Origin of the sequence: Schlesneria sphaerica (assembly GCF_044336245.1) — a bacterium.
GTDB classification, from domain to species: domain Bacteria; phylum Planctomycetota; class Planctomycetia; order Planctomycetales; family Planctomycetaceae; genus Schlesneria; species Schlesneria sphaerica.
The window spans coordinates 2,392,223-2,405,605 of the sequence record NZ_CP172346.1 but is presented as its reverse complement, the minus strand read 5'-3'; the positions used below and the strand labels follow the sequence as shown (position 1 = coordinate 2,405,605).

The following is a 13,383-nucleotide window of genomic DNA, read 5'->3' as shown; positions in this document are numbered from 1 at the left end:
CATTTTCCCACTCTTGCCGTAAATGAATCTCATGTCCTCGCAGCAATCAACCGCCAATTCACCTCGAAAAAGCCAACGACATCGCTGGCTGTGGCTTGCTGGCATCCTGCCTCTTGTTGCACTGGGGGTGTGGGGTGGCTGGGAGTGGTCGATTCACCGCTTTACCGAGTCCTGTCGTGTGGCACAGGAGGAACATCGCTGGAATGACTTGGAAGGAATCTCGCGTCGCTGGAGCTGGTATGATCCATCGTCGGCGGAACCATGGGTCTACCTGGCAGATGCCGTCCAGCATCAGGAACGATACGTTGAAGCGGCCGAGTATCTGGCGCGTGTGCCGCAGCACAGCCCGGAGTACCTGCCGGCTCAACTGGGGCGAGCAAAGATTCTGTTCGGACCCGCCAATCGCCCGTTCGATGGTGAGGATGCTTGTCGCGAGATCCTGTCGCACGAGCCGTTGGTGGGTGGTGCCCACGAACTGCTGATCCAGTTCTACGCGGTCACGCTGCAGCGTACAAAGTTACGGGAGCAAGTGAAATCGGCGATTCAGGTGGGGCGTGAACCCCGGGATGCATTCGTATATTACTTTCTCATTGACACACTCAGGCTGGGTGAAGGGGTGTCGCTGAACGGACTTTGGTTGAACTCATATCCCGACGACGAGATTCTTTCGGTCGCGCAAATGCTGCACGGGGACGACGCCGCGCACAGTTATGTGGCGTCGCCAGAAAGCGTTGCCGACGACATGCTGAGCTCTCTCGGGACACCGGATCAGCGGACAACGGAATCGAATGCGGTCGCGGATGCTGGTATTTCGACGCTGACAATTAAGGAACATGCCGCCCGCCAGTTGCTGGAACGCTTTCCCCACAATGCGAACCTGCTGGCTTATCTGGCTGACCAGGAACTTGCCAAGGGGAATGTCGACCAAGTGATTAAGCTCCTGGCGCAAACTCAACCCGACACAGAAGCGGACCCGCGATTCTGGCGATTCAAGGGATGGGTCCACTTTACGCGGAAAGAGTATCCAGAGGCTGAAAGTGCATATCGGAAAGCCCTTTCGATTCATCCACTCGATTGGCTGACGATGCACCGTCTTGCTGAAATTCTGCGAATTCGAGGACTGACGGACGAGGTCACGCGACTCGAAAAGCTGGTCGACCGTGCCCATGAACTTCGGCCTCGAATTCGCGAGCTGCGAAACGTGCGCGATTCGCCGGTGCCTCTTCTCAAGGAAATCGGTCGTTTTGCGCGTGACGCAGGGGACTCGCTGATTGCCGACGCACTGACAAAACGACTCGGGTCTCTTGAGTAGTCTCAGGCGACCCACTTGTACGAGTCTCATCGGATCATCTGCATTACTTCAGAAATCGGGAGATGGCAGTCAAGATTTTGCGGTGCCTTTCCGCGTTGTCTTGGTTCCCGAGTTGCTCGTACGCGACCGAGAGGCGGCGACGCAACTCCATCTGGGTGGGCTCACATTGCAGCGATTCTTCCGCCAGTTCCAAGCCCCGTTCCAGGTCCCCTTGATGCCACGCGGCCTCGGCCCGCAGTTTGTAATAAAGGCCCTTCCTTTTATCTTTTTGCAGGAGGATCTCAACTTCGCGGTCGACCTCGTTCCATGCGGAGCGAGCGGAAAGGGCCCCCGTGAGAAGCTCTCGCGCGTCGACTCGACCGGGTGCGAGTTCTAAAGCCCGCGTCGCGAATTTCTCGACATCGGACCACTTCCCTAGACGACTATGAAACCAGGCCAGGCTTTCCCAGATCTCTGGATCTTCGGGAAGCATGTCTGTCAGCTCTTGCAGTGTCGCAATCGCTCGTTCAAGTTCTGCCGGTTTTCGCACCTGTTTTCGATCTGTTCGCACAGACATAGCCTCGGCCCGACGAATCTCCCATTCCGGGACGCCTGACATCAGAACTTCAGCGAGACGATCTGGCGACTCTTGATCAAGCTTTTCCTGGGGGCGTCTTAAGATGCGATGATCTGTAAATGCGGTATGGGGGATGTCTGATGCATCAAACCGGGGCATATGACAGCCGACGCAGCTTTTGCCAATTCGCTCGGCGACCGCCTCTGAACATTGCGGCTGGTTCTCGGAGTGACAGGCGGCACATTTCTGGTCGAACGCAGTCGAAGGATTGCCACTGGGCAGTGCATGTGGATTATGACAGGAGATGCACCCCATCTTGCCATGACTTTTTTGATAGCAGGTGCTCGTCAGCATCTGTTCGGATTGTGAAACAGCAGTACGTTCTCCGGGAGGACTCGATAATATGACGTAGATATCACTCAATCGATCACCGGGACGGAAGTCGGAAGCACGTCGTCCGTAGCGCAGAGATGTTCTTGCTGCGTGAAAGTGACATTGGTGGCAGACGGCATCACGTCGCTCGGGGTCAAGATCGCCGGGATTGACGATTCGATCCTCTCCCTTGAAGTTGTCAGGTTGCTGATGGTGTGCGACATGAGACGCGCCGGGGCCATGGCACCGTTCACAACTGATGGCATGCTCTACAATCGGCGCCTCTCGGTTCCATGAGTCAGGCGACGCCTCGATGTTCATCTGTCCGATGTGACAGGCGAGACACCGTTCTGTCAGCAGCCGGTCAAATCGCTGGTGCATTCCGGGTAAGTAACCCGGTGACAGATCCCAGCGACTTTTGGCTGTGTACCAACTGATGGGCGACATGAAGTAACGGTCACCTCGGCGATAGGCATACGAGCGGCCATGTCGACCAGAGCCGATTGCGAGTTCCATCGCAACCGCGAAGTCATAGAGGGTTTCTTCGTCACGATCAATCAGTTCTTCATGATGGACGATGCCCGTCGCGTCCTTTTCAACACGATACTGCTTGTCATCGGCCGTGATAAACTTCGCGGTTTCACCATAGGCCTCGATTTCGGGAACGGTCGAAAGACTTCCGCTGGACCTTCCCATGGGATGTTGCGCGAACTGATCCGCGATCTCGCGGTGACACGTCGCGCAGGTCGCCGATCCGGCATAGTCCAATTCACGCGGAGAGGGCTTGGGGATGGACGGACTTGAGATCGTGAGTTCAGGGCTCTGTGCAGGGCCATTGGAACTGGGCGAACCACAGCCAGCGAAAAGAGTCACGGCAACCGCAATCCAAGGCCAGTCGAAAAGGGAGACACGCATTCCTGCCCGGCTCCACCCGCAGGCAGTCTGGAGAACATTTGAGTTCCCCTTTGTCAGGTGGGTGAAAACCAATCGCGAAAGACCGACTGTTCTCGCGCGGTCAAACCGTGGTCCATTGTGCATGAAGATCGGTCTCGGAGCGAAATGCAAGAAGAGAGTCAAAATCGACACATGCGATGTATTACGTGAATAGCCTTCACCGACGGAGATCCTATCTGGAAAACGTGGCTGACGCGTTTCAATACTCGATTCGGCTGACGTCGAATTTTATTTTGGTGATCTGTAATCCACGTTAATTCAGAGAGGTATCGGTTGGGAAGAAACACTCCGTCGTTAACCGGACGCCGAAATCTGATTCCCCGCCAGATGCAGCATCTCAAGGATTTCTGCCCGGAGATTCATAAACTCTGGGTCCGTTCGTCTGCGAGGACGAGGGAACGGGACGGGGATGACTGCTTCCAGACGACCGGGGCGGTGCGTCATGATCGCGATGCGATCGCAGAGGTAGATTGCTTCATCAATGTCATGTGTGACCAGAACCATCGTCGTGTCGCTCTTCTCCCACACGCGCAGGATTTCGTCCTGCATCCGAATCCGAGTGAATTGATCCAGGGCGCCGAGCGGTTCATCAAGCAATAGGAAATCCGGATGACTGATGAGTGCGCGGGCCAGAGCAACGCGTTGGGCCATTCCACCCGAGATCTGTGATGGATAACAGTCCGCAAACTCAGTCAGGCCCATGAGCTCCATGTAGTCTGCAGCAGCCGTCGGATGTTTCTTGCGTCCACCGCAGGCGATGAGGCCCGCTTCAATATTTCGGCGAACTGTCAGCCAGGGAAACAAGCAGTGACTTTGAAAAATCAAACCTCGTTGGGCACTCGGACCAGTGACTCGCTCGGAACCCACCCAGACCCCACCGGACGTCGCCTGGTCGAGACCGGCGATCAGGCGAAGCACGGTTGACTTGCCACAACCGCTGGGGCCAAGAAGCGCGACGATCTCACCCGGATTCACCGTAAGGTTCATATCGCTGATGGCCTGGACCGAGCCGAATGTGCGACGGAGTTGCCGGATCTCGAGTGTCTCACCTGTTCTTTCCGACGCGAGTCGAGACGGAATCGTTACCATTTGACAACCCCCTTTTGCCATCGCAGGAAGTGGTCGCGGGCCATGAACAGAAGTGTCATGAGGCTTGAGAAAAAGATCGCCATAATCAGCAGTGAAGCGTAGACCTTACCGTATTCCGCGTATCCTTTTTGCCACTGGATATACCAGCCGAGCCCGGCTTTGACACCTACTGTTTCCGCCACGATCAGGGTAAGGAATGAGGCACCCAGGCCCTGAAACAATCCGAGAAAAATGTTCGGCAACGCAGCCGGAATCGCCACGTTGAAAATCAAATAAAGGCGGCTCGCACCCATCGTTCGAGCGACATCCAGGTATGAAAGCGGAACATGAGAAATTCCTGCGGCAGTCAGCATGGTCATTGGAAACCAGACTGCAAATGCGATCAAAGCCGCGCCGCTGAAGAATGACAACGAGGCCGGGAAGAGTGTCATCACGAGAGGGACCAGTGCCGTCGCGGGTACCGGTCCGATGGTCTTCAGAACGGGCGTGAGCCAGTACCTCGCAATCGAGAACCACCCGATCAGAACGCCTGTTACTAAGCCGGCAGTGACGCCGGCCAGATAGCCGCACGCGAGCAGTCGCAGCGAGTGCCAGGTGCTCTCTAGCAGGATCTTGCGATCTTCGATGAGCGACCCGAGTACTTCATCCGGGCTGGGAAAAAAAGGGTGTGGCAGAGAACGCCATTTGGCCGTCAGCAAATCACAGCCGCCCAGGATGGCTACCGCCCCTGCGACAAGAGGAGCGTAGTAACGCACACGCGGTTGAAGGGGGGGGAAGCCGAACTGAAGAAGCCACGCGCTCGAAGACCCGAAAAGGATGACTATCAGCAGGAGGGGGTAAGGGTGCTGCCACTGTGGGAGGTTTGCCATCCATGCAATCGATGGCGATGTTTGATTGGGGAGTACAAGATGCAATATCAACGCCACGACTGACGCCACGACCGGTGATGCGCCAGGCAGGTTCAATTCGTTACGATTGATACGTGTATCTTGAGACCATTTGCCGGTCGCTGTCTCATCACCCTCTCGTGACGTGGCCGGCAAGGGGCTTACTTCGGGAGCTTCTGTGGTCATTGTCTCACTATTCGATGCAGCAGCGGCAGCAACACAGGCAGTCTTTGTTCAATTCAAAGAGTGCCACAAAACCTTCCGGAGACAATTTCGGAGCCCTTCCGCCATCGGCGATCTTCTCGACCTCCAATTGATTAATCCACTCGTCAGTAACTCCCTCCAGGTCCAGCCATGCCCGCTTCGTCAGCTCATCAACGTTGGTTGACTCTTTCAGCAGGCCCGCCCGTTTCATCTCGCTGGCGGCGTTCTCGATACTCTGCCGGCAACTTGAGACGCCGGGCATGTACTTCAGTTGGGAAATGGCCTGGGCATTGATCTCTGTTGATGCGGCGATGTAATTCTTTTCGACTGCGAGCGTGGCGGCCGCGATGGTGTTTTCTTCAACCCAGCGCGACGCTTTCAGAAACGCTCGGGTCACCTTTGCTGCTGCGGCAGGGTTCGCGCGGGCCAGTTTACCGCTGACGACGGCAGCACAGCAGTACTCCTCGCTATACGGTGCATCGGTCGCCTGGTCGGCAATCGTTCGCACGATCCCTTTGCCGACCAGAATCGTCCCGATCGGGTCGGAAGTACAGACGGCATCGACAAGTCCTTTTTCGACGGCCAGTCCTAATTCTGCCGGGGGATAAGGGATCCACTGGACGTCGTCACTTTCGGGACGGGGATCGATTCCGTGAGCAGCCAGAACCCGACATGAGAACAGGTATGGGGGACTACCAATGTGGGTCGCGACGCCAATTTTCTTGCCCTTGAGCTCGGCAGGTGACTTGATGTCCGAGTTCGCGGCCACTTGCAGCCGCAGGCAGCCCGTATGGATGCCACCCGTGATCTTCATATCAACACCCTGCTCGATCGGCTTCAGCAGATACATGATCAGTGTGTGATTTGCATCGAAACTTCCCGTCCCCAAACCTTCGCGCAGGCCGTCCCAGTCGGTCTTCACCAGTTCTACATCCAGACCTTCTTCGGTGTAGAATCCTTTTTCCTGAGCTACGAACATAGGTGCTTCGCAGGTCAGCCCCAGATAGGCAACTTTCAGTTTTGTCCGTCCATCGGCCGTCGTGGGGGAAGATTCACCACTGCATCCAATCGCGCCGGCCAACAGGCCGACCGCTCCAAGCAATGGTAAAACGCGGCACGAGAACGAACGCTTCATGAATCACCTCTGTATACGGTTCGCTTCAGGGGGAATTTCAGGCACGAAATTGTCTGTCAGCAACGTCGCAGGCAACAAGGAGGAGTCAGCCCGAGACAAGATCGGTTTTGATTTCCGGCGCCGTCAGGTCGAGTTTCGCTTCTGATTTGTTCGGGATTGGTTGGTTTTGAGTCTTACGTGAATCCAGATAGATCTCAACAAGATTGGTTACCGGTCCGACAATGAATAACGCGTGGTAGAGAGAATGAACATCTCGGAACGCGATTCTCAGGAATGTTTCCATGACCGCCACGAGGATGGCAACAGCTGTCTGACTTTTCCAGCCCCGTGTCGTGGTTTTTGGGTCTGTGATCATGAAGAAGATATACAACTGGAACATGGGGCTGGTGATCGGGGCGATCTCTGCCTGCCATGGATGACCCGTGATGTAACTTCTCAGGAACGCCAGCGGAACAAAGGCTGCGATGAAAGCCGCCGGGATATGGAAGCGGCCCAGCCGATACATGATCAGGCCACCCAGAATCCAGATCGTCAGGACGGCGATACCATTGTTTCCCGCCTGGACCGTCAGACTTGCAACATGTGCGGGGGCCAGAAAGAGCATCATCGTGACGCCGAAGTTCGTCGGATTCCATAGGTGTCTGTTACCAATCCGCAGTACATATTTTGATGTGATTGAGATCAAGCTGCACAGCACGAACGGCCACAGCAAAGAGGACTTAATCAGAATTCCCGCACTGATCCCCGAGATATACGCACTTGCCAAGTGAGGCCATTTGCCCCAGAAAAAACGTCCCAGTACAAGCTCGCACACAATCGTCGTGGCGATGGCCAGGAACGTGGGCGAATACTCCATAATCGCGCCCCCACTGGCTGCGACCAGCCATGGCGGGGCGGGATGATTCTCGAGAATACTGAATACGGCATCTCCGACTGCAAGAATGCAAGTGATCAGCAGAGGGGCCTGGAACCGCATGTCACGCGAAATCAATCGCCACCAGACCGCCAGCAGCACGGCCAGCAGCATGATCACGGCAATGACACGAGGTGCAATCGGATCAAGGGGGTAGCCGGTCAGTTGAGCGAAGACCTCGCCCACCCGGGTCCCGATAATTCCCACATTCCAGTAGTAGCCCGCCACGAGCACAATCGTGGCCAGGACCCGTGCGGCGAATGCAGGCCAACCTGGGGCTTCACATGTTTGAGGTTTAGGCTGCGTGATGGGGCGGGTTTCGCTGCTCATTTTGCAGCCTCCTTCGAATCAATCTCACGGACGAGGTGCACCACACCCGTTTCCGGAGCATCGATTTGTGTTGTGCGGCCTGATGGCCATTTAATTCGAACCTCTTTCAACTTTGCCTGTTCGCCGAGACCGAAATGAACGCGCGACATGCTCTGAGAAGCATAGGCGTCGCCAGCGGTGGTGACTTGTGACTGCTGACGCGTCGTTCCTTCCTGCCCTTGAACCCAATGCAGGGTGACTGTCGCACCGACGCCGCCGCGATTGCTCCATCCCTGCTCATTGCCTGGTCGAGCACCTCCCTCAAGGTGGAACTGCACCCAGTCTCGACCCGGCGAAATCGTATTGCGGTAGAAGAGCACCGGACCTTGTTGATTGGCGATGGCAACGTCGAGGATCCCTCGGTTGGAGAAGTCACTGAAAACGACGGCTCGACCGTCGTAGACGTCAGTGACTCCCACTGCGGCAGCGATATCCGTGAAGTCCCCCCCTTTGTTGAGCCACACACACTTCGGCTGGTAGCCGGACAGACTTTGCTCGCCGATGGGGGGCCAGTAAGTCGCTTCGCCGATCAGGCCTTTCAGCCCGCCTGCAATCTTTCCGTAGTCATACCAGTAGCTTTTCCCTTTGCTGGCCGAGATATAGCCATTGGTCAGGTACAGGTCGAGCCAGCCGTCGTTGTTCAGGTCTCCAAACTTAGCGCCCCAACTCCAGCCTCCCCGCTCGACGTTAACGGCACTGGCTTGATTGAGGAAGCGGGGGGCACCGCGGGTGCTTTCACCTGTGGGAACCCAGAGATTGTTTCCTTGAACCAGATTTCCAGGCTCGGTGATGTTCGTGATGTACAGGGCCTGTTGCCCGTCATTGAAGATGTCACCCAGCCCGACACTCATCCCACTTTTGGGAGTCACGCCGATACCCGTTTCGTAGCCGATTTCCTCGAATCGCTTACCCTCACGGTTGGCATAAAATTCTGAGACCCCGTAATCATTTGCCAGGATGAGGTCCGGATAACCGGTGCCGCAGATGTCTGCTGCCACGACACCTAACGTCCAGCGAGTACTCTGGATTCCCATTTCACTAGTGACATCCTGGAATTTCCCGTCACCGAGGTTGCGCAGCAGATATTTTCGTCCTCCATTGCGGGCGTATTCGAATGATTCAGGCATAATTTGCGTGGTCTTTAGGTTCCATAGATCCACCTCTTCAGACCAGTAACCGGCCAGGAACAGGTCGAGCCGACCGTCGCGATCGTAGTCGAACCAGCACGCCGCGTTTGCATTGACCCAGGCGGGTAGACCAGATCCCTCGGTCACTCGGACGAAGCCTTTGCCCTCGTTGTTACGAAATAGTTCCGGGCGACCCCACTTGTAGACGAACAGGTCGACATAGCCATCGTTGTCATAGTCGGCAGCGAGTGAGCCCATGGAGGCACCCGTTCCCGGCTGGTTCAAGTCAGCGACACCCAGACTGGATGCAACGTCTTCAAATGTGCCGTCTCCGCGGTTTCGATAGAGTGCGTTTTGGCTGCCCGCTTTACTCGATACGACGTAGAGGTCATCGTAGCGATCGTTATCAAAATCAAAGACCGTCGCTGCAGCGCCCATTGCGTTTACAATAGGCATGATGTGAGACAGCTTGGGATCAAGTTCGGCGGCGGCGTGCCGGAACGAGATACCGACTTGCTCCGCAGCCTCAGTCAGGCAGAAGCCATAACGGCGGAGTGCCTCGGCTTCTTCCAGCGTGGCTGCTGACGGCGATGCGTTCCCTGTCAGCCGGGCCCAGGGTTGAGATCGGTTTCCTTCAGACCCACGGAACGCCACCCATCCCAGCATTCCCAGGAAGAGAACGGTGATCACAATTTGCTTCAAGGATTGACTCACTGATTCCCTCCTTTCTTGCTTTGCCGAGGATGTTTGAAGTGACGCAGCCCTTGTTCGAAGACTTGAGGTGTCACATATCGAGTGTGGTACTGCTGCCAGTCCTCAGGGTGTCGCTGATAAACGGGATCATCTTCGAGCTGTCCGGGTGGAGTGTCGTAGCCAGGCATATCGTGCGCAGGTAACGGAAGTACGGTTTTTCCAAAGCGTGTGTTGAAGTCACCGTCCTTGACCCACCCATCAGCGATCCATACGTAATTTCGCTTCCAACCCGCAGGTGGATCTGGGGGGGCGTAAAAAAATAGTGTCATTTCATCGCCCGCGTTCATAATAACATATCGATCGTCGATCACCTGCAGCAATTCGTCAATCTCGCCATATCGAGTGTGATATCCGATCAGGTCCCGCCATGATTGGCCTCGAGAGACGATCTGATTGTAATGAGGAAGTTCGGGCGAGCTGGGATTTGCCTGAGTCATTGCCAGGATTCCTCGGTGATTGAGTGAAGCACTCGTGGCGGTGAGAATCTGACGACGTTCGGGTGACGATTCGTACCCTTGAGCGACCCGCAACGAATCCCAATAGATCTCCAGATTGGTCCGCAGGCGGAACCGGCGCGGTGGGATGCTCGCCTCGCCGACGAGGCCATCCAGCCGAAGCAGAATCGTCTTGTTTTTTCCTGTTGGAAATCCGATCTGATCACGGACGACGCGCCATTGCCCGTTGTCGTCAGGAACTTCGAGCGCCAGACCTTGTGGTTTGGCATGCTGTCCCTGTTCGATGGCATAGTTGACCGAACTGTCCGTCGGGTGCATCCAACCACGAGCCACCAGCCAGACAGGTCCTTCCTTCGGGGTGTCGTCGCCAAGCTCAATCTCAACCCAGTGATCAGTAGCGACTCCCTGATACTGGCCACGCTGAATATGATCGAAATAGACGCCGTCGTTGGCTTGCAGGTCCGCAGTTGCATCACGGCCCTGATCATCCGTCACGCGCGCCACATTGACCGGGGGGGATGTCAGAATGAGATTCGGCTCGGTCGGCTGCATGAAGAAACGTTCGTCGACGAACATTTCCGAGTTCTCCGGATGGTCGACCACCATCAGGGCCAGGTAATCGAAAAAGTGGGTCTCCCACAAGTTGGCATTCACTCGCAGTTCATACTGACCATTCTGAACGCCCAGCAGGTTGCCGGGGACATTCACCCAATCCGTCGTTTGCAGGAATCCCCCCTTGTCCGAGGCATTGATATACATCCCCAGCGGGGTACTCCACATGAAGTCTGTGACAAATTCAATCTGATCGCCATTTCGAGCGAACAGAAATGGACAGGATCCCTTCAGCCGCTGCTGAGCAACAACCGTCTGGTTAATCGCGGAATTGAACTCAAACTGGATCGTGCCGTTGGGCCATTGAATCTTGACCACCTCGGCCTGAGGTCGATCGCCCAGTCCAACGTGTACCGCAGGGGATTGAATCGGAACTTTGACGACGTGCGTCCCTGCTCGAACTTCAACGTCACCGCCGATCGCGAAGGAATTGATGCGGTTGTCTCCCTTCCCTTCCGGGCTGGCATGAGGCCGAACGGTCAGCCAGTGATACTGGTATCGACCGCTGCTGCGCAATTGAACTGGATGCCCATTCTCGTCCAGTCCGAGCAAGGCGAGTCGGCCAGTTCCATCGAGATCCGCGGCAGCCGTTATTCGCGGAGGAAGTTCATTTGTCAGTAAGTGTACATTTCCATGGCCCGTTCCCAGCCACAACGTACTCGTCTGACTGCCACTGACGACGAAATCGAGGACACCGTTATTGTCGAGGTCGGCCACAAGCAGTTGCGGGGATTGATCAGGTGCAGAGGTCGGTGTCCCGTCCCAGCGAGTGATTTCTCTGATCTGCCATTCGGCCTGCTTATGGCGATCTGAGAAGGCCAGCAGCGTTCCGTCATCCCGAAGAGCGATGATGTCGAAAATGCCGTCATCCGTCACATCACCGACCGAGATTGTCAGGTACTTGCCTGCCGGCGGTGGCGTCAACCATGCCTTGAATTGACCGGACCGATCGTTCGAAAAGACTCGCAAGGCGCCGTCGGAGTCGACCAGTCCTGCATCCGGGGCTCCGTCGTGGTCAAAGTCGGCCCAAGTGAAGATCACGGGGCCTGAGAGTTCGTTGAAGATTGTCTGAGATGTCCAGGTTCCGTCGAAATTATTGCGAAGGAACTGGGGTGGGCCGGTAGTGCGGGAGATGAGTAAGTCGACATCACCATCAAGGTCGACGTCAGCGGCCAGTGCTGAAAAGTTTGCGGCGTTCAGTTCGATGTCTGGCAGGCCCGTCTTGCTCGTGACATCGACCCAGGTGGTCGCATTCTCCTGCTGGAAAAATCTCAGTCCCCCTGGACCAGTCACAAGCAGATCTGTTTTCTGGTCATTGTTCCAGTCGATTGGCACCAGTCCTGTATTGGAAACGGGAATCGAGGGGAGTACCCCATCGTCTCCAATCCGTCGGACTTCCTTTTCGTTTGCCACAAAGACGACGGGTAATCCTTCAGCGGACAGCCAGACGGGTTGCAGAGCAGACCACCGTCCCTCTGGAGTTCCGGAGATGTCGGAAGCCGTAAACTTCAAGTCGGGATCATAGGGAGCGGGCGAGTGCTGAAGATCCGGAATTGTGCGAAAGCTTTGAAGTGAAGTTCCGGCCAATTCGTCTTTTGGCTGGACCTCAGCAACGTCCGTCACGTACCTCGGCTCGGCCTTCAGCACGTTATCAAATCGGAGCAGTCGCGGGACAAGCGTTGGCCCGAGAGTGCCAGCCAAAAGGGGCTGAATGTCGTTCCATTCTCGTCGGGTCCGGTCCAGCCATTTGGGACTCAGTTCGTTAAATCGGACGACCGTGTCGTCCACGACCTTTCGATCAGCGGCTCGCACGGCTTTGCGAAGCCGGTCAATCAGCACTCGTAAATTTTGAGGGCTTTCCGCGAGAATCCCATCCAGGAGTTTTTGATATTCCTCGTCGCTATCAAGTTCCTGTTCCTGCTCAACAATCTGGGCGAGAAGGTAGAGGGCCTTCACATCCGTCGGATCCTGGCTCAATGCCTGGCGAAGATGTTTTTTCGCTTCGGTGAACTGACCTTGCCGCTGTCGGAGCAGACCGAGCAGTTTCTGAATTTCGGGGTCATTCGGTTGAAGTTTGTCAGCACGCTCAAGATCGCTTGCCGCTTCTTCCATTCGTCCCGTTCGTAGATATAACAAGCCACGGTTGGCCCAGGCTGCGGGTTCACTGGGAATGAGGGTCACTGCACGGGTCAAATTGGGTTCAGCGGTCTGTGGCAGGTCCGCATCCAGTGCTGCGACGCCGAGTTGAAACGCGCGAACATATTCTTCGTACTCGGGGGGGCGTGCGGGTGCTGGTTTCGTCTTGTTCCAGAACAGGAATCCGACGCCAGCAATGAGCAGCGTCAAAATGCCGAGTAAAACGAATCGCGGACGAGGGTCATGCGAAGTCGGGGGCGGACTCAAATCCATGGTTGTCGTCGGGGACCTCTCGTATGAAGTTGCCGAAAGGCAGCAAAACCCCAGGCCAGATGGGCTGGCGAGTGATTGTCGTGCGGGTTGTCAGTAAAACGGATTCCTTAGATCCTACCCCGCAACGACGTGCCTCGAAAGAGTCACGAAGGGCATCGTAGTGCGATGGTGAATGCCGTTCAGATGAGTTGGCCTTGACTTGAGCAGGACAGGGGGGCCCGCAGCAGCTTCAGTCG

Annotated in this window: 8 protein-coding genes; 1 reads left to right on the top strand and 7 read right to left on the bottom strand. The window is 56.0% G+C overall.

Annotated features, from left to right (window positions below):
- Positions 1-31: 31 nt before the first annotated feature.
- The gene (locus ACGY09_RS08820; RefSeq protein ID WP_397571256.1) at positions 32-1,312 is read left to right on the top strand and encodes a tetratricopeptide repeat protein; all 1,281 of its coding nucleotides are present in this window, start codon (positions 32-34) and stop codon (positions 1,310-1,312) included.
- A gap of 43 nt (positions 1,313-1,355) precedes the next feature.
- On the opposite strand, the gene ACGY09_RS08815 is transcribed toward ACGY09_RS08820, so the two are convergent.
- The 7 genes from ACGY09_RS08815 to ACGY09_RS08785 form a co-directional block, all read right to left on the bottom strand.
- Complete coding sequence (locus ACGY09_RS08815; RefSeq protein ID WP_397571255.1) at positions 1,356-3,155, bottom strand: multiheme c-type cytochrome; 1,800 nt, start codon at positions 3,153-3,155, stop codon at positions 1,356-1,358.
- A gap of 333 nt (positions 3,156-3,488) precedes the next feature.
- A complete protein-coding gene (locus ACGY09_RS08810; protein ID WP_397571254.1) occupies positions 3,489-4,283 on the bottom strand; it encodes an ABC transporter ATP-binding protein in 795 nt (264 codons plus the stop codon).
- The gene (locus ACGY09_RS08805) at positions 4,277-5,152 is read right to left on the bottom strand and encodes an ABC transporter permease (RefSeq protein ID WP_373650655.1); all 876 of its coding nucleotides are present in this window, start codon (positions 5,150-5,152) and stop codon (positions 4,277-4,279) included. The genes ACGY09_RS08810 and ACGY09_RS08805 overlap by 7 nt, the downstream gene beginning before the upstream one ends.
- A 211-nt stretch (positions 5,153-5,363) precedes the next feature.
- Positions 5,364-6,509 (bottom strand): ABC transporter substrate-binding protein, encoded by a 1,146-nt coding sequence (locus ACGY09_RS08800; protein WP_373650656.1) that lies wholly within the window; start codon positions 6,507-6,509, stop codon positions 5,364-5,366.
- Between the two features lie 85 nt (positions 6,510-6,594).
- Positions 6,595-7,752 (bottom strand): hypothetical protein, encoded by a 1,158-nt coding sequence (locus ACGY09_RS08795; protein ID WP_373650657.1) that lies wholly within the window; start codon positions 7,750-7,752, stop codon positions 6,595-6,597.
- A complete protein-coding gene (locus ACGY09_RS08790; RefSeq protein ID WP_397571253.1) occupies positions 7,749-9,632 on the bottom strand; it encodes a CRTAC1 family protein in 1,884 nt (627 codons plus the stop codon). The genes ACGY09_RS08795 and ACGY09_RS08790 overlap by 4 nt, the downstream gene beginning before the upstream one ends.
- Complete coding sequence (locus ACGY09_RS08785) at positions 9,629-13,147, bottom strand: FG-GAP-like repeat-containing protein (protein ID WP_397571252.1); 3,519 nt, start codon at positions 13,145-13,147, stop codon at positions 9,629-9,631. Before ACGY09_RS08785 ends, ACGY09_RS08790 begins: the two co-directional genes overlap by 4 nt.
- Positions 13,148-13,383 lie beyond the last annotated feature (236 nt).

Coding starts and splice junctions, on each gene's coding strand:
- ACGY09_RS08815 (WP_397571255.1), bottom strand. CDS start 3,155: ATGCGTGTCTCCCTTTTCGACTGGCCTTGGATTGCGGTTGCCGTGACT.
- ACGY09_RS08795 (WP_373650657.1), bottom strand. CDS start 7,752: ATGAGCAGCGAAACCCGCCCCATCACGCAGCCTAAACCTCAAACATGT.
- ACGY09_RS08820 (WP_397571256.1), top strand. CDS start 32: ATGTCCTCGCAGCAATCAACCGCCAATTCACCTCGAAAAAGCCAACGA.
- ACGY09_RS08800 (WP_373650656.1), bottom strand. CDS start 6,509: ATGAAGCGTTCGTTCTCGTGCCGCGTTTTACCATTGCTTGGAGCGGTC.
- ACGY09_RS08805 (WP_373650655.1), bottom strand. CDS start 5,152: ATGGCAAACCTCCCACAGTGGCAGCACCCTTACCCCCTCCTGCTGATA.
- ACGY09_RS08810 (WP_397571254.1), bottom strand. CDS start 4,283: ATGGTAACGATTCCGTCTCGACTCGCGTCGGAAAGAACAGGTGAGACA.
- ACGY09_RS08785 (WP_397571252.1), bottom strand. CDS start 13,147: ATGGATTTGAGTCCGCCCCCGACTTCGCATGACCCTCGTCCGCGATTC.